This is a genomic window from Pelagerythrobacter sp. Soil_C_18, assembly GCF_057657235.1.
The window spans coordinates 36,925-55,772 of record NZ_JBDGIU010000009.1; the positions used below are offsets into that span (position 1 = coordinate 36,925).

At 63.3% G+C, this 18,848-nt stretch carries 15 protein-coding genes; 10 read left to right on the top strand and 5 right to left on the bottom strand.

What is annotated here, in order from left to right:
* Window positions 1–62: 62 nt before the first annotated feature.
* Together AC3A5N_RS15715 and AC3A5N_RS15720 are read left to right on the top strand one after the other, a co-directional pair.
* The gene (locus AC3A5N_RS15715; protein WP_487738297.1) at window positions 63–2,438 is read left to right on the top strand and encodes a TonB-dependent receptor plug domain-containing protein; all 2,376 of its coding nucleotides are present in this window, start codon (window positions 63–65) and stop codon (window positions 2,436–2,438) included.
* A gap of 15 nt (window positions 2,439–2,453) precedes the next feature.
* Window positions 2,454–3,722: an aminotransferase class V-fold PLP-dependent enzyme gene (locus tag AC3A5N_RS15720; protein ID WP_487738260.1), complete on the top strand. Its 1,269-nt coding sequence runs from the start codon at window positions 2,454–2,456 to the stop codon at window positions 3,720–3,722.
* Between the two features lie 171 nt (window positions 3,723–3,893).
* Here the strand turns inward: AC3A5N_RS15720 and AC3A5N_RS15725 are convergent, their stop codons facing one another.
* Window positions 3,894–4,343 (bottom strand): hypothetical protein, encoded by a 450-nt coding sequence (locus AC3A5N_RS15725; RefSeq protein ID WP_487738261.1) that lies wholly within the window; start codon window positions 4,341–4,343, stop codon window positions 3,894–3,896.
* A 39-nt stretch (window positions 4,344–4,382) separates the two neighbouring features.
* Window positions 4,383–4,940, bottom strand: a complete 558-nt coding sequence (locus AC3A5N_RS15730; protein WP_487738262.1) for a conjugal transfer protein TraD — start codon at window positions 4,938–4,940, stop codon at window positions 4,383–4,385.
* A gap of 172 nt (window positions 4,941–5,112) precedes the next feature.
* Here AC3A5N_RS15730 and traA point away from each other — a divergent pair, with 172 nt between their 5' ends.
* From traA to AC3A5N_RS15755, 5 genes are all read left to right on the top strand, one after another.
* Complete coding sequence (gene traA / locus AC3A5N_RS15735; RefSeq protein WP_487738298.1) at window positions 5,113–8,055, top strand: Ti-type conjugative transfer relaxase TraA; 2,943 nt, start codon at window positions 5,113–5,115, stop codon at window positions 8,053–8,055.
* A 171-nt stretch (window positions 8,056–8,226) separates the two neighbouring features.
* The gene (locus tag AC3A5N_RS15740) at window positions 8,227–8,457 is read left to right on the top strand and encodes a hypothetical protein (protein ID WP_487738263.1); all 231 of its coding nucleotides are present in this window, start codon (window positions 8,227–8,229) and stop codon (window positions 8,455–8,457) included.
* Window positions 8,458–9,245: 788 nt separating this feature from the next.
* Complete coding sequence (locus AC3A5N_RS15745) at window positions 9,246–11,768, top strand: TonB-dependent receptor (protein ID WP_487738264.1); 2,523 nt, start codon at window positions 9,246–9,248, stop codon at window positions 11,766–11,768.
* Between the two features lie 14 nt (window positions 11,769–11,782).
* Window positions 11,783–12,958 (top strand): YdcF family protein, encoded by a 1,176-nt coding sequence (locus AC3A5N_RS15750; protein ID WP_487738265.1) that lies wholly within the window; start codon window positions 11,783–11,785, stop codon window positions 12,956–12,958.
* Window positions 12,959–12,973: 15 nt separating this feature from the next.
* Window positions 12,974–13,966 carry a phospholipase C/P1 nuclease family protein gene (locus tag AC3A5N_RS15755; protein WP_487738266.1) on the top strand — a complete coding sequence of 331 codons (993 nt, stop codon included), beginning with the start codon at window positions 12,974–12,976 and terminating at the stop codon, window positions 13,964–13,966.
* Window positions 13,967–14,458: 492 nt separating this feature from the next.
* Here AC3A5N_RS15755 and AC3A5N_RS15760 read toward each other — a convergent pair whose 3' ends face one another.
* Both AC3A5N_RS15760 and AC3A5N_RS15765 read right to left on the bottom strand, forming a co-directional pair.
* Window positions 14,459–15,397 carry a DUF5996 family protein gene (locus AC3A5N_RS15760; protein WP_487738267.1) on the bottom strand — a complete coding sequence of 313 codons (939 nt, stop codon included), beginning with the start codon at window positions 15,395–15,397 and terminating at the stop codon, window positions 14,459–14,461.
* On the bottom strand, window positions 15,394–15,741 hold the full coding sequence (locus AC3A5N_RS15765) for a winged helix-turn-helix transcriptional regulator (protein ID WP_487738268.1): 348 nt from the start codon (window positions 15,739–15,741) through the stop codon (window positions 15,394–15,396). The genes AC3A5N_RS15760 and AC3A5N_RS15765 overlap by 4 nt, the downstream gene beginning before the upstream one ends.
* Before the next feature lie 118 nt (window positions 15,742–15,859).
* Between AC3A5N_RS15765 and AC3A5N_RS15770 the strand changes: the two genes are divergently transcribed.
* The 3 genes from AC3A5N_RS15770 to AC3A5N_RS15780 all read left to right on the top strand — a co-directional run bounded on the left by AC3A5N_RS15770 (window position 15,860) and on the right by AC3A5N_RS15780 (window position 18,059).
* Window positions 15,860–16,723, top strand: a complete 864-nt coding sequence (locus tag AC3A5N_RS15770) for a pirin family protein (protein WP_487738269.1) — start codon at window positions 15,860–15,862, stop codon at window positions 16,721–16,723.
* 102 nt (window positions 16,724–16,825) lie between these two features.
* Entirely contained in the window at window positions 16,826–17,710 is an 885-nt protein-coding gene (locus AC3A5N_RS15775) for a pirin family protein (protein WP_487738270.1), read from the top strand.
* Complete coding sequence (locus AC3A5N_RS15780) at window positions 17,703–18,059, top strand: GNAT family N-acetyltransferase (protein WP_487738271.1); 357 nt, start codon at window positions 17,703–17,705, stop codon at window positions 18,057–18,059. Before AC3A5N_RS15775 ends, AC3A5N_RS15780 begins: the two co-directional genes overlap by 8 nt.
* Window positions 18,060–18,096: 37 nt before the next feature.
* Here the strand turns inward: AC3A5N_RS15780 and AC3A5N_RS15785 are convergent, their stop codons facing one another.
* The gene (locus AC3A5N_RS15785; protein WP_487738272.1) at window positions 18,097–18,687 is read right to left on the bottom strand and encodes an NADPH-dependent FMN reductase; all 591 of its coding nucleotides are present in this window, start codon (window positions 18,685–18,687) and stop codon (window positions 18,097–18,099) included.
* Between the last annotated feature and the right edge of the window lie 161 nt (window positions 18,688–18,848).

The following is an 18,848-nucleotide window of genomic DNA, read 5'->3' on the forward strand; positions in this document are numbered from 1 at the left end:
ACATACGGCTCCTAACGCCGCGCGGAATCACACCTCATCTCGCCGCGTTCCAAGGAGCATCTATGAAAAGCCTCACCGCCTGCGCGCTTGTCGCGTTGCAGCTTGCTGCGCCCTCAGTTCTTCGCGCTGAAGATGACGTGTCGGCAAGCGCCGCGAGCACGGATGGCGACGTAATTATCGTCACTGGCACGCGCGACGCGCGGCGGACGCAGTTCGACACGCTCGCGCCGATCGACGTTCTGTCGTCGGAAGCGATCGACGGCAGCGTCTCGGACGATCTGTCGGATACGCTGGCGCAGTTGCTGCCCTCGTTCAACGTGCAGCGGCTCCCGGCTGCCGATGGCCTCGCCTTCGTGCGACCCGCGACACTGCGCGGCCTGTCCCCCGACCAGACGCTCGTTCTCGTCAACGGCAAGCGTTATCATCGCTCGGCACTGCTCGGCACGCGCGGCGCGCAGGCGGCCGACCTTGCCTCCATCCCCAACCTGGCGATCAAGCGGATCGAAGTGCTGCGTGATGGTGCTTCGGCTCAGTACGGCTCCGACGCGATCGCGGGTGTGATCAACATTATTCTCGATGACCAGCCGGGCATGGATGCCTTCGGCCAGTTCTCGCAGTACTACGAAGGTGACGGCACCAGCTACCAGACCGGAGGCCAGGGTGGCCTCGCTCTGGGCGATCGCGGTGTGCTTGTCTTCACCGGTGAATTTTCGGAGTCGGATGCGACATCACGTACGCGCCAGCGTCCCGACGCTGAGGAATTCCAGGCGGCCAATCCAGATCTCGATGTGCCTGATCCAGTGCAGCGCTGGGGGCAGCCGGATTTGCGCTCCGTGCGCGGTGCGATCAACGCCGACTATGAAATCGTCGATGGCGCGACCCTCTATGCCTTCGGCACAATTTCCAGCGGGGAGGGTGTCACCGATTTCAACTGGCGCAATCCGGCCGGGACAGGGAACGTTTATAACCCGAGCCCAGCCTTCCCGGGCTTCAGCTTCACGAGCCTTTACCCGGCCGGCTTCACGCCGCGGTTCGGAACCGAGTATGACGACTATCAGGCTGCAGGCGGCCTGCGCGGTGAACTGGGGGATGCTTTCACGTACGATCTCAGCGCCTCACTCGGGCGCAGTCGCATCGACTACACGATGCGGGAATCGCTCAACGCATCGCTGGGACCCGACAGCCCGACCAGCTTCTACATCGGCCGTCTCCGCCAGAACGAATTCAATCTGAACGCGGATTTCGTCTACCGCCTGCCGATTGGCACTGTTGAGCCGGTGAACATTGCTTTCGGTGCCGAACGACGCAAGGAGACCTATGCCATTCGGGAAGGCGACCCCGCCTCCTACGCGATTGGTCCCGGCGCAGCGTCGGGCCTCGCCCCGAACAGCAACGGCTTCCCGGGCTTCAGCCCGCTCAACGCCGGGGAATGGTCGCAGACCAGCTATGCCGGTTATCTCGACATCGAGGCTCGCCCCATACAGATGCTAACGCTTGGTGTCGCTGGTCGCTACGGGGATTTCTCGGCCTTCGGCGACACCTTCAACTACAAGCTCTCGGCGCGGCTTGAGCCGTTCAGCGGCGTTGCGCTGCGTTCGACCTATTCGACCGGCTTTCGCGCACCGACGCCCGGACAGCTCAATGCCGTTAACACTACGCAGGGTCTCGACACCACGACCCTGCAGATTTTCAATCGCGGCCGCCTGTCGCCGAGCGATCCGATCGCAATTGCCCTTGGCGCAAAACCGCTCAAGCCGGAGAAATCGCGCACACTGACGGCAGGATTGACCTTCCAGTCAGACGTTGGGCTCTCCGGCAGCATCGATCTATACCAGATCAAATTGCGTGACCGCTTCGGCCAATCGGCAAGTTTCGCGGTGCCAGCGGACTTGCCGAATCCGCAGCGCTTCACCGCCGTGAATTATTTCACCAACGACTTCGACACGCGCACGCGTGGGATTGATGTCGTGCTGGCTTATACCAGCGACGTCGGTCCGGGCCGGGCCGACATCAATCTCGCGTACAACTACAACCAGACCAAGGTAACAACCGGGACAAGCGCAGCCATCGCGAACGAGACCCAGCGGATCCTGTTCGAAGAGCGTCTGCCGCAACACAATGCGACTGCATCGCTCGGCTATACGATCGGCGATTTTGGGGTGCAGTCGCGGGCGCGCTACTACGGTCCGTGGACCGACGTCAGCGGCAACGCGGACGGCGAGATCTTCCAGCGCTTTGGGTCCATGGTGCTGTTTGATCTCTCGGCCAGTGTCCACCTGAACGAACATCTGACGATCCGCGCCGGTGCAGAGAATATCTTCGATAGCTATCCCGACGAAGCCACCAACCAGGCGGTTCGCGGCCTGATGTATTCGCGGAACGCACCCTACGATACCGACGGCGGTCAGTATTACGTCCGTCTGGGCATCACGTTCTGACGCTGGGGCAGAGACATGGAACTCAGCCGTCGCCAGATGATGATGGCCGCAGCGGCGGTGCCGGTGGCGGGGCGGCTTCATGCCGCTCCGACGCTCTCCGGCCCGCTCCCCGACGACGAGAGCTACTGGGCGGGGATCGCCGCCCAGTATGACGTCGTGCCGGGCGTGGTCCAGCTAGAGAACGGCAACTGGGGTATGATGGCTCGGCCCGTCCTCAACCACTATCAGGCAGCGGTGCGGCGGGTGAACCGGGAAACCAGTTACTACGCCCGCCGCGGCCTCGGTCCCGACCTGATGGCGGTGCGCGCGCGTGTCGCGGCAAAGCTGGGCGTTCGGCCCGACGAGATCGCCTTCACCCGCAACGCTACCGAGGCGCTCAAGGCCCTGATCGGCGGCTATAACCGGCTCCGCGCGGGCGACGCGGTGCTCTATGCCGATCTCGACTACGATAGCATGCAGGCATGCTGCGATGCACTGCAGCGGAGCCGCGGCGTCGATATCGTGCGCATCGCGCTTTCTGAGCCCGCGACGCATCAGGGGCTGATCGACTGCTACGCGGCCGCGCTGGATGCCAACCCTCAAGTACGCCTGATACTTCTCACGCACCTCAGCCATCGTACGGGGCTTGTCGTGCCGGTGCGTGAGATCGTGGCGATGGCGCGTGCCCGCGGCGTCGACGCTATCGTCGATGCGGCTCATAGCTGGGGCCAACTCGACTTCACGCTGCCCGACCTCGGCGCCGACTTCGTTGGCCTGAATCTGCACAAGTGGATCGGAGCTCCCCTCGGCGTTGGGGCGCTCTACATCCGCAAGACCAAGGTGGACTTGATCGATCCCGATCCAGCCAACTCCCCTCCGTTCGCAGCCAACAGCCAGGCGCGTGTGCATACCGGCACGGTCGACTTCGCGGCGCAGCTTACCGTTCCCGCGGCACTCGATTTTCAGGACGCCATTGGCGACAGCGCCCGCACAGCTCGTCTGCGCTTTCTGCGGGATCGTTGGGCCGAAGAGCTGCGCGGTATGTCCGGCCTCGAAATACTGACCCCGCCCGATCCGCGGCTTTATGGAGGCATTACGTCATTTCGTTTTGCCGGGCGCACGAACGCGGAGGACAATGTCGCTATCGCCAAGCTGCTGCTCGACGAGCATCGCATATTCACGGTTCATCGAACCGGGCCGGCACGGGGCGCCTGCGTTAGAGTTACACCGGCTCTGTTCAACAGCTCCGCTGACGTGGATCTTCTCCTTGAGGCCGTGAGGTCGCTACTCCGTACGCTCCGCTGACGCCTTGATCGGCCGCCGTGCCGGAACATGACCAGGCGCTGCAGGCGAGCAGCATGACGACCGGTTCGCCATCCTTTGGAAGCCGGCGGATTGATCAGACCACTTCTGGAACAGGGCCATGATCGACTCCCCGTTTTGCGAGTCGGATGGTGACGCAGCGCGTCACCACGATCAGATTGGCCAGAACCGACCGTCCGCGCATCCGGTCGCGCCGCAGTCTTCGATCGTGAGATCATACTGGCCGTTTGGAAAGTACCAGAAGGTAACCTGCGCGGTCGTTTTCCCACCCTTAAGGCAGCGCCCGGTGAACATGCCGGAATGATCCGTATTTTCGTTGGAGACGACTGCGAGCTCTGCATCCTCTAAACACAGTGCTGCTGGCCGCGCATGATCACCTGTCGAGCGCGAGATCATTTGCAATCGACCGCGTTCGTCGATCAGATAGCAGTTCTCGGAGGTTGAGCACGCCGAGATTCTTTCGGCGACGTGATCGATAGTAACCGGAGGTTTGGCGCATCCGGTCAACGTGATCAGTAGAAGGGCAGCCGACGAAGCATGCGGGCCGCTCGATCTACGGTGAGATGTCATCATTCCGAAGTCCGCCCCGTCATCAGCGATCACTCTATCAGCTCTCATCGCAATGGGAATGCCACCCTGCGGTCAGAGTTGGCCTACTGTCCGGCCATCGAACGCGCGCTTGCCTCGCCGCCGCCACAACAGCATTGTCTGCTCACCGTTATCGCTGCAGAGCTTCGCCGCGGCTTCAACCAGTATGCCGAAGATCACCGCCCGATCGTCATCAGTGAGTTCGATGAGCCCGGCCTTGGCAACAAGTCCGCCCAGCTCGATCAGCTGACGCGTGCGTTCGCGCCGCTTCACCTGCCACGCACGCGTGTCATACCGCGCCCGCTTCGCCAGCAGCCGGTTGCGCGCGGCCTGCATCCGCCGCGCCGCTGCTCGCACCGCGATGACCGCGCTTCGCAGCCCCTCGCGCCGACCGGCGAAAGAACCGCTCGCCGCGCTGGCGGCACTCCTCTCTGGGTGGTCCTTTGCTTCGACGGTGAGCAGCAGCGTTCCGACAAGCTCCTCGACCGGCAATCTGTCGGCGCCGGTGACTACCACCAGCACACCGAACTGCCGCAGCTTTCGCTCTTTGAGTTCTTTCGCCTTCGCATTGAGCGCTTTGAGTTCGGCATCATAGTCGCGGGGTCTGCGCATGATCTGTCCTCCAGTTGATTGGTGGAGGTGGTCCAGTTATCGAGGCGCTCGATTAGCGGCAATGCCCTGAAATCTTGTGAGACGCGGCCGTCCCGAGAAAGATGAATTCTTTCGAGGGCGCGCTTATACGTCGTGCCGACGTCGCTTGGTTCGTGTAACTGGTATGATCGCCATGGCGATCTACCACTTCTCCGCCAAAGTGATCTCGCGCGCCGCTGGGTCCTCGGCACTGGCGGCTGCCGCCTACCGCTCGGCTTCGCGGCTGCACGATCAGCGGCTCGATCGGCATCACGACTTCTCCAACAAGGCCGGCGTCGTCCATTCCGAAGTGCTGCTGCCAGAAGGGGCGCCCGAGCACTTCGCGGATCGCGAGCAACTGTGGAATGCGGTCGAAGCGGCTGAAGTGCGCAAGGATGCGCAGCTGGCGCGGGAGGTCGAGTTCGCCATTCCGCGCGAGCTCGATGAAGCCGAAGGCATCCGCCTGGCGCGCGACTTCGTCGAACGTGAGTTCGTGGCGCGCGGAATGATCGCCGATCTCAATGTGCACTGGGATGTCGGTAGCGACGGTGAGGCCAAGCCGCACGCGCACGTCATGCTGTCGATGCGCGAGGTCGATGAGCAGGGCCTTGGCGCGAAGGTCCGCAAGTGGAACCGGACCGATCTGCTCAGCCACTGGCGCGAAGCCTGGGCCGAGCACGTCAACACTAGGCTCGCCGAACTCGATATCGATGCGCGGATCGATCACCGGACATTGGAAGCGCAAGGAATCGAGCTCGAGCCGCAGAACAAGATCGGTCCTGCTGCCTCGCGCATGGCTGGCGAGGGGCTGGAGAGCGAGCGGCTTGCCGAGCATGCAGAGATCGCGCGGCGGAACGGCGAGCGCTTGCTCGCCAATCCCGCGCTGGCGCTCGATGCGATCACGCATGGGCAGGCCACGTTCACCGCGCGCGATCTTGCCCGGTTCGTGCATCGGCACAGCGACGGCAAGGAGCAGTTCGATCAGGTGCTCGCCGCGGTAAAGCGCTCGTCCGAGCTGATGCGGCTCGGGCGTGATGGGCGCGGAGAAGAGCGGTTCACCTCGCGCGCGATGCTCGAGTGCGAGGACCGGCTCGAGCGGGCGGCGGACAAGCTTTCGATGCGGCGGCATCATAGCCTCCCGGCAGACACAATCGGGCGATCGATCGCATCGGCCGGGAGGCGCGGTCTGACCCTTGGGGGGGAACAGAAGACCGCGCTGGAGCGCATACTCAGGGGCGCCGACATTGCCAACGTCACCGGCTATGCCGGCACCGGCAAATCTGCCGTGCTGGGCCTTGCGCGCGATGGATGGGAAAGCGCCGGCTACCGCGTTCGCGGTGCTGCTCTATCCGGCATTGCGGCCGAGAACCTGGAAAGCGGTTCGGGCATAGCCTCGCGCACGATCGCGAGTTTGGAACACCAGTGGGCGCAAGGGCGCGAGTTGCTCACCGATCGCGATGTTCTCGTGATCGACGAGGCCGGGATGATCGGCACGCGGCAGATGGAGCGGGTCATCTCCGAAGTCGAGAAGCGCGGCGCCAAGGTCGTGCTGGTGGGCGATGTCGAACAGTTGCAGGCGATCGAGGCAGGGGCTGCGTTCCGTTCGATCACCGAGCGGCATGGCAGCGCAGAGATCACCACCGTTCGCAGACAGCGCGAGGACTGGCAGAGGGATGCGACGCGCAAGCTGGCCACCGAGCGCACCAGCGAGGCGATCGCCGCCTACGACGAGGCTGGCCATGTCCATGCAGCCGCCACGCGTGAGGAGGCGCGCAAGCAGCTGATCGCGCGGTGGAATCGCGATCGGCAAGAGCAGACGGAGAGCAGCCGCATCATCCTCACGCACACCAACGACGATGTCCGGGCGCTCAATGAGGCGGCGCGGGCAAAGATGCGCGCAAACGGTGAGCTTGGCCGTGAAACTACCCTGCAGGTGACCCGCGGCTTGCGAAGCTTCGCACCCGGTGACCGGATCATGGTCCTGCGCAACGAACGCAGCCTTGGCGTGAAGAACGGCTCGCTTGGAACCGTACGAAGTGTCGATGGCGTCCGCATGCAGGTCACGCTCGATGACGGGCGCAGCGTCGCGTTCGATCACAAGGACTATCGCGATATCGATCATGGCTACGCTGCCACGATCCACAAGGCGCAAGGGATGACGGTCGACCGGGTGCATGTGCTCGCCACACCTGGGCTTGATCGGCATGCGGCTTACGTCGCGCTGTCGCGGCACCGCGACCGGGTCGATCTGCACTACGGTAGGGACGACTTTGCCGATCGCTCGAAACTGGTGCGTGTGCTTAGCCGCGAGCGGGCGAAGGATATGGCGCGTGATTATGCGCCGGCGCCCAAGGTGCCGGAGCCCAAGGTGCCGGAGCCCACGAATAAGCGCGATCCGTTCGCGGGGCTCAAGCTGAAGGCGGAGCCGCTACCGGCTCGCAAGCCGCCTGTACCCGAAAGAACCGTCAGTCCTCTCGACCGGTACGCGGCAGCTGCTCGCAGCCACCAGTCGAAGCTCTCCGTCGCGGTCGTGCAGCACGCGCGGATCGTGCGCGATATGCGCGCTACTCACGCGCGCGGTCAGGACTACACCAGGGAGCAGGGCATTGAACTCACCGCAAGCCGCTCGGCGCTCGATGCTCTGCGGACCCACGGGCGAACCGATCTCGAGAACGCATTTTCTGGCGACCTCAAGCTGATCGAGGAAGCAGCGGGTGGGAGGACCGACCGGGCCATCAACGCGATGGAAGAGCAGGCCAGGTGGCGCACCGATCCCGAGATGCGGGCCGATCGCTTCGTCGCCGAGTGGCGGCATCTGCGCCAGCGGCGTGAGCAGCTTGGCGGATGGCAAAATTTCGAAGAGCGTGATGCGACCGACAAAAGGCTCACCGCCATGGCGCGGTCGGTCGAGAAGGATCCGCAGATGGGCGCGGCCCTGTTCAAGCGTGCGAGTCAGCTTGGGCTTAGCCGTGAGTGGTCACTCGAGTGGTCACCAGGCAGCTTCGATGGCGGTATCGGTGATGAGCTTCAGCGCTCGCGCGGGATCGCGCAGGCCTTGGGCCGTGTGTTGGGGCGGGAACGGGGGTTGGGACTCTAAACCATGTACTATCAGCGATGCACTTGCAGCGATATCTGCACTTGCTTGCGAACTGCTACGGGAGAGACCGGACTGGCTTAGCGAATTAACTCCAAATTAAGCAGTTGCCGGCACCCCGTTCAGACTCGCACAATTGCGGGGCTTTTGAACACCGAACGGAAGGGCAATTACATGAAACCACGCAGCCTCTTATTCGCCGCGGCAGCGGCTTCGCTGGCCACAGCACCGGTTGCTGCACAGGCGCAGCCTGCCGAGCGTGTGTCCAAGCCCATGATTGAAGAGTCAGAACTAGGCGGCGGCAAGATCGGCCCGGCGCTGATCGTTGCAGCGATCGCGGCGGTGGGCATTATTGCGCTGATCGTCACGGACAATGACGACGATGAAGATCCTGTGAGCGTCTGACGAGGCCTATACCTTGAACAACACGGTTCGTAACTGAGCCACCGAGGAACCGTGCGATACGAGAGGCGGTCAAACAGCACCGCCTCTCGTATCTTCGACGAGACGCCGGTCGATACGAAGCGTCAAGTGGGTCGCACCATCAATTAGTAAATACTCATCTTTTCGAGCGCCGACAGTGATCGCCCGAGGCACTTGGCTGCTCTTGGCAGGACCTGCCGGACGGCTACGCGTCCTAACCTCTGGCGTTCAGGATGCGTTGACGAGCCAGAAAGCGCACAGCAATTGCATGCCGCTGGAATGGCAGCATTGTTGGCGTGAGCCGAATGGCAGGACACCTCGCCATCGTCCTGCAAAGCGGAAGGGCAGCTGCCGGCCCAGGGGCTGCAAGGCGACTTCAGCGCGAACTGCCGGTCGGCAATTCGCGCATCGCTGTGGCCCAACATCGTGGCTGAATTGCCGTCGCGCGAGGGCCGCGCCATCCGTGCACAGTATCGTTGCGTGGAGTCCGTGGCCCGGTGGTCTGCCAACTCCAGGCGACACCCGCTGCGGGACGTCTCGCGCGGGGGCTTCCCTGAAGTGATCAGGGCTCAGCCGACGCCTTGAAGTAGCGCTACGCGTGCAGTCACGAATAGGTCAATCCGCAGCGTCGGTCGGGAAACCGATCACGCTCAAGGGCCGCTAACGGTCAGCGAAAACTCCTCCAATCCTACCACAAAGTGTCACAACCTTACGGCAGAGGCCGGCGCGTCGAGCCGCTCACAAGCGGCGAATCCTAAGCAGGGGAAATAATGCGTAAGTCGATCTTAGCGGGTGGCACGGCCGCTGCCGCCGTTTGCACGTTCTTCATCCAGCCGGCTCTCGCGCAGGACGCCGCCGTATCCGAACCGCGCGCTACATCCGAGAGCCCGGCAGCCACCGGCACCGAGAGTGGGTCTGCCGGCTCGGAAATCATCGTGACCGGTGCAGCCCGTGCCCAGCGCCGCTTTGACGCATCTTACGCCATCAACACCCTGGGGCAGGAAACGATCGAGAAGATCGCGCCCGTCAACTTCGCCGACCTCATCGGCCAACTCCCCGGCTTTCAGACGGAGATCACCGGCGGAGAGGTGCAGAACATCTACCGGATCCGCGGCCTGCCCAATGACGGCGGTTTCGTCTCTTTCCAGCAGGACGGTCTGCCGCTGTTCCATGAGAACGACGGCGTGTTCTTCCGCGGCGATGCTATCCTGAAGCAGGATCTGATGACGCAGCGTCTGGAGGTCGTGCGGGGCGGCCCGGCACCGGTGTTCTCCAGCTACTCGGGCGCGATCATCAACGCCATCACGCGCGAGGGCGGCGATACGCCCGAAGGGGGTGCGCAGGTCACGCTCGGCGATACGGGCCTCTACCGCCTTGACGCTTTCCAGTCCGGGCCACTGGCCGAAGACACCTACTTCGCGGTTGGCGGCTTCATTCGCCACCATGATGGTTATCGCGACAATGGCTTCCCCAATGACCGCGGCGGCCAGATCCGTGCCAATATCCGGCAGGATCTGGACAACGGCTTTGTCAAACTGAGTGCGAACTACGTCAACGACAAGAACGTGTTCTATCTGCCGATCCCGATCAGCGATCCTCGCGACCCATCGGTCAGCCTCGACCCCTACATCGACTATTTCGAAGGCACGATGAACTCGCCCGCGTTCCGCAACGCGACCATCCCGTTCCGCAACGGTCAGGGGCTGACGGAAAGCCGGACCACCGATCTCGCCGACGGGCGCCACATGCGCATGTTCAATGTCGGCGCGCAGTACGAAGCGGATTTCAACGGTTGGCTGCTTTCCGCTAAGCTCGGTTACACGCAGGGGAAGAACCGGTTCACGGCCTTCTATTCGACGACCAACCCGGCGGATGCGGAGAGCTTCGCGAACGGCTATCTCGATCGCGCAAGCGCCGCGTTCGGCGCGGTGGCCGGTTTCGACTATACGCTGGCGGGCACAGACACCGTCTATGATCCCAACGGCGCGTCGGGCCTCGTCATGCAGGGTCAGTACCGCGATGTGGCGTCCGACTTCTATTCGGCGCAGGGCAACCTGTCCGTCGCCAAGCGGTTCGAAACCGGCTTCGGTAGTCACGACCTAACCGTAGGCCTCTACGGCAGCCTGTACGGCGAGGATCGCTTCTATGCCTATCAGAATTATCTGATCGAAGTCGCCGGCACTCCACGCACGCTGGACCTCGTCGCCTACGACGCCGCGGGTGCCGAAATCGGCCGCGTGACCGACAATGGCGTGCTGAACTATGCGGCCACGCTGAACCAAGGCGACAGCGACGCATCGATGTTCGCCATCTACGCCAACGATACCTGGGAAGTGATCGACGGGCTGCGTATCGATGCCGGCATCCGGCACGAACGCTACGATTACGAGGGGTGGGGCGGATTGACCGAACAGGTCGATCTCGGCGACCCAGCCACCTTGGCCGACGACGCCACACGCGGCTTCACGGGCGTGATCGTCAACCGCGATCTCGACACCGAAGCCACCAACTGGACGATCGGCGCCAATTACGACTTCAGCGAAAACGTGGGCTTCTATGCGCGCGCCTCTCACCTCGAGACACCGCCAAACGTGCAGGCCGCGATGGATGTGAACCCGAACCCTGTCTACATCACGACCATCGCGGACCAGTTCGAAGTCGGTCTGAAACTGTCGAGCGGCCGCTCCTACCTCTACGCGACCGGCTTCTATTCCAACTTCGACCCGCTGAACGCCTCGTTCCTGGCGTACGATCCCACGACGGGCCGCAACGACGTGAACGTGCCATTCATTGGCGAGGCGCAGATCCTGGGCGTGGAGTTGGACGGCGCCCTGGCACTGACACCATGGTTCACCCTGAACGGCGCGCTGACGATCAGCGATCCCAAGTACAAGAACTTCGAAAGCGCTACCGGCGCCGATCCCGAACAGGTGGAGGGCAACCAGATCGTTCGCCAGCCGAAGGTGTACGGCAACATCCGTCCGTCGTTCGATTTCACGGCCGGTGATACGGACGTGTCGATCTATGGCCGCTACACGTACATGGGTAAACGCTACGTCGATCTCTACAACAACACGGCTTTGCCGGCTTACGGAACCGTGGGGGCGGGCATCACGCTCAATCGGGGGAACTGGAAGCTGCAGGTCGTCGGCGACAATCTATTCAACGAGAAGGGTCTGACCGAAGGCAATACCCGCACGGATTCGCTCGCCGGCCAGGGAAGCAGCGAAGCGATCTATGGCCGCCCGATCTTCGGCCGCAACTTCCGGCTCGTCGTCGGCGTCGATTGGTGAGGACGACGGGGTTCATGATGCGGGCGGCGGTTCTCGCCGCCGCCTGCGCTGTTCCGAGTATCGCAGCGCCGGCGACCGCGGCGCAGACAGCCGAACCTGCGGCGGTGGCCGACGCCATCCTCGCCGCTCTTTCACAGCGCCTGTTTCCGCTGTTCACCGCGCTGGGGCAGGACCGGGATGCCGTGGCCGCGCTGATGGCCCGGCCGGAGGTCGGCGAACTGATGTCGGCTCGGGAGCAGCGATTGGCCGCCTGTCGTCAGGAGCCAGGCTGCGCGGCGCAGGCGCTGATCTGGTCGGACGGCGAGATCCGGGCGCTCGCGAACGCGCTACCTGCCGGTTTGCCCGCTTTCGATGACGGCGTCGCTGCGCAGGCGGCGCGGGAATTGCAGGGCGTCAATGTGATCCTCGGCACCTATGGTCTTGGCCATGTGCCCGCCTATCCCGCGATCGATGGCGCGGGCACCATCGAGCCGGCCGAACGCCGCGCGTGGCTGCAGGCCGCGCTCTGGTTGTCGCAAATACCGCGCGCAGGCTCGGTGCAGCGGCTCGATCCCTCCTTCGACTTCGCGCTGGCCCTGCTCGACGGAAGCACTCGCACCGATGCGATCGGCTTCTTGCCGCTGGATAGCGGCATAAACGCAGCCGCCTTCGACCGCGCCCGGCAGACCGATTGGAACGATTTCCGCTATAGCGCGCTGATCGTCACCGGGATTGGACCGGAGTTGGAGGACATGCCGCTCAGCCCCGGCGGCAAGTACCATCTACGTCTTGCCGCGCAGCGATTTGCTCTCGGCGAGGCACCGTTCATCATCGTCAGTGGCGGCCGTGCCCACCCGTTTGCCACCCGCTTCGTCGAGGCGGTGGAGATGCGCAGCGCGCTGATCGAACGCTACGGCATCCCTGCCGACCGCATCGTGATCGACCCCCATGCCCGGCACACCACGACCAACATGCGCAATGCCGCCCGCCTGCTGATGCAGATAGGCGCGCCGCTGGAAAAGCACACGCTGGTCGTCTGCAATCCGCTGCAGAGCGCCGCGATCGAAAGCCCCGCCTTCGTCGCCCGCAACGAACGCGAACTCGGCTATCAGTCGGGTAGCGCTGGGCTCCGAATCAGCCCCACCGCCCTCGAATGGCGACCCGCTGCCGCTTCCGCCCGGATCGATCCTCGCGATCCGCTCGACCCGTAAGAACAGGAGCCTCTCATGCGCCTCTTCCTCGCCGTTGCCGCCAGTCTTGCTCTCCTCGTCCCCCATACGGCCAACGCCTGGGGGGAACGCGGCCACGCGGTGATCGATGCTGCCGCCATCGAGGCGATACCGGAGGACGGGCCCATCTTCTTAAAGAAGCATGTCGACTACATTGCCGCATCGGCATCTCAGCCGGATGGCTGGCGCGGCAATGCGGAGGGGTTCTCCAAGATCATCGAAGACCCCAATCACGGCTGGTTCCGCGAACAGTTTACCTTCCTGACGCCGATCCCGCGCAGCCGCTACGAGTTCGTGCTCGCGCTGTACGATCGCCACCTGCAGATCCGTGACAGCGATCCCGAGACAGCCGCGCGCACCAACGTGCGCTGGACGGGTACGCTCCCCTACGCCGCCATGGAAGCGTACGACCGGACCGTCGTGTGCATGCGTCAGGTGCGGCAGCTCGCATCGGCCGGCCGTGACACGAACTTTGCCGAGCAGACCTGTGCGTATGACGTGTTCCGCCTCGGCCATTACATCGGCGACGGCGCAAACCCGATGCACAATTCGATCCATTCGGACGGCTGGCGCGGCGACAATCCCAATGGGTTCACGACAGATCGGGGTGTCCACGGGCGGTTCGAAGGCCGCTTTGTCGAAGGTATCGAACTCGCGCCCTCCGACATCCTTCCGCGGATCGGCGCTCCTGCCCGGTCGGAGGGTGATATGTTCGATCTCGTGCTCGCCTACCTCGACGAATCCGGGGACAAGGTCGAGGAGGTTTACGGGCTGGAACAGCGCAACGGCTTCTCGGATTTCGCTGATCCAGATGTTCGGGCGATGGTCTATGAGCGCACCGCGGCCGGGGCCGCGATGCTGCGAGACATGCTGTGCCGTGCATGGGCAGAAAGCGCCAACCCGCCGGCCGAAGTATCGCCTTCCCCGATCGACTTCGACAATCCTGCATTCAATCCTGCGACAGGATCAGCACCCGCAGCGCCGCGCTGACGCGGGCGGAGATCGAAACCACAGGTCGAACGCGAGTCTGAGACTCTTTGGTGTTGTTTGGCATAAAGCCCGTCTGCTGTGACGCGTACAGGTTCAGCGATATTTCAAATAACTCGAGGACAGCGACCCGGCGATTCTTTTCGCCCAAGATCGGCGATGGCTCCGCGACTCCAGGCGAACGTTAGGGTTCGATGGAGCCGCCTGTTCGAAGGGCAGGTTCCGCTCTCGATTATCAAAAGCTGCAAGTCGCCTACCGGCCCAGTTGCCGTCGCAGGTGAGCGCCTGAACATAGGACAGCTTTCGACAAGCTAATCCGAGGCCGGGAATGACGGCTAAGTCGGCGACCTTAGTCGCAGTTTCGCGCCCGCATTTCCGTCACTACGAGTGGCGATCAATTCGCGGAAGCGGACGTCAATCCTGCGATGCCGTCACATCCTCAGGTGCAACGCATGAGATTGTCCGCACTTGTGTCGGGGGGAGCGTCACCTCCGCCTAACCAACGATGCGCGGCAGGCCTTTCTCGCCGATCGCGCAGGTCAGGTCTTTATCCCAACCAGCAAGCCCTGCCGCAGCTTCGAAGGTGGATTCCAGGAATTCCAGCAACGCCTCGCGTGGGTCCGGGGCGGAGCGGACTGCTTCGTACGGCAGCACGAATTCCCCCAAATTGTTGTCGAACCTTGCCGCCTCCGGCCTCACAGGCTTTTCGGCGAACCCGCCGGGTGTCGGATAGGCGTAGGAGTAGAAGCAGGGTTCATCGATCCCGCCGCCGCCGGGCCAGAAGCCGGCGGAACTGACCTCGTGACTGTAGGCTTCGCGCGTGACGGCGTCGGGCAGGTTGGGAATGCCACCGGGATGCAGTGGGGCCGATCTGCCCGAGAAGCGCGTCACGGCAAGGTCGAAGCTTCCCCAGAACAGATGTACCGGACTGACCTTGCCGAGAAATCCGGTGCGGAATTCGTTGAATACCCCGTCGATCCGCACCAGCGCGCGATGGAAGCCGGAAACGGCATCGGCATCCCACGGCCGCGCGGCAGTATCCTCGGCAAAGGGAGTCACCTCGGGCAGTTCGTTGGGGCAGCCATGATATTCGGGCGACCCGCCGAGCGCCGCGATCGTTTTCTTGAACCTGCTGTCGAATGCAGCGATCGACATCGGTTCGAGCGGGAAGCCATCGCTTTTTCCGGTCGGGCACGATGCGACGAGGCGCTGGCGCTGCACGTCGAACTGGACGGTGATGCCCGGGCCGTCGGGGACCAGCCCGGTCGTGAGCCCATCGGCATTGACGTAGAGCGTCGCGTGCCACGAGTGATTGACCCAGGGGGTGTGGGCCAGCCGATACTTGCCGACGATCTGCGTTTGCAGGTGCAAGGCGGCACAACTGTCTTTCCATGGCTCGAATGGAATGGCCGGCCAGTCGGCATTGTCGCTCATTGCAATTCTCCGTGATTTCTCTCGGCTTGGGTCTGCGCCCACTCTTCCATAGCCTGCAAGACGGGCTTGAGGCTGCGGCCACGATCGGTGAGGGTGTAATCGACGCGGGGCGGAATCTCGCCATAGTCCTTGCGCTGGACCAGCCCGTCCGCCTCCATCTCCTTCAGCGTCTTCGACAACGTGCGATGGGTAATCGCACCGAGCCGGCGCTGCAATTCGTTGAAGCGCAGCGGGCTCTCCATGAGCCAGAAAATCACCATGGGACGCCATTTGCCCGAGAGGAAATCAAGCGTCCTTTCTGCCGGGCAATGCCAGCCCTCAGTTGCGGTTTCGGGCCGGCTCATCGCGGTATCCTTTTGGATCGTACTTGCTGACATGTCAGCACATACATAAGTTGCGTCCAACACGGAAGCAATGCCCCGAGGCGGGGTAGATAATACGCCTCTTCGAAAGGCCAATGCGATGAAAACGATCGACACCGTCCTGCGCAACGACAGCTCTCACTGGGTGGGCGACGGCTTCCCCGTGCGCTCTCTGTTCAGCTATCAGGGCGATACCTCGGCGATCAGCCCGTTCCTGCTGTTCGACTATGCCGGACCATGGAACTTCGAGCCCGTGAAGGGTCGTCCGCGCGGCGTGGGCGAACATCCGCACAAGGGCTTCGAGACGGTGACCATCGTCTATGACGGCGAGGTCAGTCACCGCGATTCCACAGGCGGTGGCGGCACCATCGGTGCGGGCGAGGTCCAGTGGATGACCGCCGGCTCCGGTGTGCTGCACGAGGAGTTTCATTCGCCCGGCTATTCGAAGACCGGTGGCCCGTTCCGCATGGTGCAGTTGTGGGTCAACCTGCCTGCCAAGGACAAGCTGACCCCGGCCAAGTACCAGGCGATCACGCGCGACACGATCGCGGAAGTCACCTTCGACGGTGGCCGCGCGCGGATCATCGCGGGTGATTTTGAGGGCACGAGGGGGCCTGCCAGCACCTTTACGCCGATCAATCTGTGGGACCTTCGGCTCGATGCCGGTGCGGATGTCAGGCTGCCCCTGCCCAATGGCCACACCACGATGGTCGCGGTGCTCTCGGGCCACGTCACCATCGACGGCAAGGGGGTGGGTGAGGCCGAGATCGCGCGTCTCTCCAGCGATGGCGAAGGCGTGGCTATCAAGGCCGATGGCGATGCCATGCTGCTGGTGATGACCGGCGAGCCGATCGACGAACCCGTGTTCGGCTACGGCCCCTTCGTGATGAACACCGAGGCCGAAATCCGGGAAGCGATCGCGGAGTTCAACTCGGGCAAGTTCGGCGCGCTGGCGCCCGCCTGACCCATTCGTGCCCGGAGGGAGCGATCTCTCCGGGCACTCTTGCACGCGACTGCCACGCCATCGCTCTGTTGCCGACGAAGAACCTGCGAAGGAAGATTACGAATGATCGAACGCATTATCGACAAGCGCACGCATGACCTTGGCGGCGGGTTCGAGGTGGGCCGCGTGCTGCCCTTCCACGCCCGCCGCACGGTCGGGCCGTATATCTTTTTCGACCATATGGGCCCTGCAGACCTTGCTCCGGGCTTCCCGCGCGAGATGGACGTGCGCCCACATCCGCACATCGGCATCTCCACCGTGACCTATCTCTATGATGGCGCCCTGACCCATCGCGACAGCCTGGGTGTGACGCAGGATATCCGCCCGGGCGAAGTCAACTGGATGGTTACCGGCAGCGGCATCACCCATTCCGAACGCTTCGATCACGCACGGGAGCACGGGGCGCATATGCACGGTATTCAGGCCTGGGTCGCGCTGCCGACCGAGCACGAAGAAGCCGATCCTGCATTCTACCATCACGAAGGCTCTGCCGACTTGCCGACATGGGAGGAGAAGGGCCTGCGCGGCCGCCTGATCGCAGGCAGCGCCGAAGGGATGCGATCAGCGGTGAAGGTCCACAGTCCGCAATTCTACATGCACTGGGATATGGATGCAGGCGCAAGCCGCACTCTGCCTGCGGAGTACGACGAGCGCGCAGTCTACGTCGCCGCGGGGACCGGGGAGATCGCGGGACAAGTCCTGGGGACCGGACAGATGGCCGTGCTCGAGCCGGGCAAGGACGTGCCTGTTATCGCGAAGGAAGCGGCCACCATCATGGTGCTGGGTGGCGATCCCATTGGCGAGCGCTTCATGCTGTGGAACTTCGTCAGCTCGTCGAAAGACCGGATCGAACAGGCCAGGGAAGACTGGAAGCAGGGCCGCATGAAGCTACCCGATGCGGACGATGAAGAGTTTACTCCCTTTCCGGAGGAACGCGATTATGCCTGACGAAGGACCGGAGATCACCGTCACGCTGGAAGATGGCGAAAAGCACGGCCGATACGTCGGCAAGGTCGCCGGAATAGATGCGGAAGGCGAGATCACCTTCACCCATCGCGGCCCGGATCTGATCAGCGCCGACCACACGGGCGCACCCGATGCACTAAAAGGCACGGGCCTCGCTGCGGCGTTGGTCGATCACCTTGTCGCCGATGCGCGGGCACGCGGGTTCAAGGTCATCCCGATCTGCCCCTATGTCCGCGCCCGATACGAAAGGCATCCCGAATGGCGCGACGTCTTTACCGTCGGTCCGGGCGAGAAGCCGAAGCTGGCGGCGGCACAATTCAGAGGGGAGTGACCATACCGTCGACCTTGGATATCGATGACTGGCTACGTCAGTAAGGCGGCGGCGTCTGCGCTCGCTGATGCTTTGCGGCGGCGGTCCACCAGGCCAAGTCGTCGGCGAAGCGTGAGAACGCGCGGTCAAGCGCGCGGCCGGCCTCGCCGATAGGTGCGCCATTTTTGTCGAGCGTCTTGACGATGGGCCCAACCGCCACGGTGCTGGGAATGACCACCATGCCCATCTCGGACAGGGTCCCGTGCCAGGCGAGATTGGCACGCACCCCCGACAATCTGCCCGCCGAGTAACTCGCCACTGCCGCTGGACGCCAGAACCATTCCTCAAGGAAGTGGTCGGTAAGATTCTTGAGGCCGGGCTGGACGCCCCAGTTATATTCGCCCGCCACAAATACGAAGGCATCGGCGCTGCGGATCTGTTCTGCCAAGTCTTCCATCGCCTGCGGCGCTTCGCCCGGCGCATATTCCTTATACATCCGGTCGAGCATCGGCAGCCCGATTTCGCGGGCGTCGAGCAGGCGAGCGTCGTTCCCGCGGTCTTTGAGGCCATGCACTATGTAGTTTGCAAGACGAATGCCCGTGCGATCGGAGCGATACGAGCCGTAGAGGACGAAGATCCGGTCATTCATCTCGTCGTGGTCGCCTCTCAATCCGCCGCGTCGGGAAAGTCCATAGTGGCTGGAGAGGATAGATATTGCAATCCGTGCGGCTCTCGACCGCTAGTTAGCCGAAGCTTGCTAGGCGCTGCCCAATTCGCGGCGAAACAAGTCCACCGCGGCTGCAGTCAGCC

Excerpts from the sequence above, each read along its gene's own strand:
- AC3A5N_RS15715 (WP_487738297.1), top strand. The coding sequence starts at position 63 with ATGAAAAGCCTCACCGCCTGCGCGCTTGTCGCGTTGCAGCTTGCTGCG.
- AC3A5N_RS15720 (WP_487738260.1), top strand. The coding sequence starts at position 2,454 with ATGGAACTCAGCCGTCGCCAGATGATGATGGCCGCAGCGGCGGTGCCG.
- AC3A5N_RS15730 (WP_487738262.1), bottom strand. The coding sequence starts at position 4,940 with ATGCGCAGACCCCGCGACTATGATGCCGAACTCAAAGCGCTCAATGCG.
- traA (WP_487738298.1), top strand. The coding sequence starts at position 5,113 with ATGGCGATCTACCACTTCTCCGCCAAAGTGATCTCGCGCGCCGCTGGG.
- AC3A5N_RS15740 (WP_487738263.1), top strand. The coding sequence starts at position 8,227 with ATGAAACCACGCAGCCTCTTATTCGCCGCGGCAGCGGCTTCGCTGGCC.
- AC3A5N_RS15745 (WP_487738264.1), top strand. The coding sequence starts at position 9,246 with ATGCGTAAGTCGATCTTAGCGGGTGGCACGGCCGCTGCCGCCGTTTGC.
- AC3A5N_RS15750 (WP_487738265.1), top strand. The coding sequence starts at position 11,783 with ATGATGCGGGCGGCGGTTCTCGCCGCCGCCTGCGCTGTTCCGAGTATC.
- AC3A5N_RS15755 (WP_487738266.1), top strand. The coding sequence starts at position 12,974 with ATGCGCCTCTTCCTCGCCGTTGCCGCCAGTCTTGCTCTCCTCGTCCCC.
- AC3A5N_RS15760 (WP_487738267.1), bottom strand. The coding sequence starts at position 15,397 with ATGAGCGACAATGCCGACTGGCCGGCCATTCCATTCGAGCCATGGAAA.
- AC3A5N_RS15765 (WP_487738268.1), bottom strand. The coding sequence starts at position 15,741 with ATGAGCCGGCCCGAAACCGCAACTGAGGGCTGGCATTGCCCGGCAGAA.
- AC3A5N_RS15770 (WP_487738269.1), top strand. The coding sequence starts at position 15,860 with ATGAAAACGATCGACACCGTCCTGCGCAACGACAGCTCTCACTGGGTG.
- AC3A5N_RS15775 (WP_487738270.1), top strand. The coding sequence starts at position 16,826 with ATGATCGAACGCATTATCGACAAGCGCACGCATGACCTTGGCGGCGGG.
- AC3A5N_RS15780 (WP_487738271.1), top strand. The coding sequence starts at position 17,703 with ATGCCTGACGAAGGACCGGAGATCACCGTCACGCTGGAAGATGGCGAA.
- AC3A5N_RS15785 (WP_487738272.1), bottom strand. The coding sequence starts at position 18,687 with ATGAATGACCGGATCTTCGTCCTCTACGGCTCGTATCGCTCCGATCGC.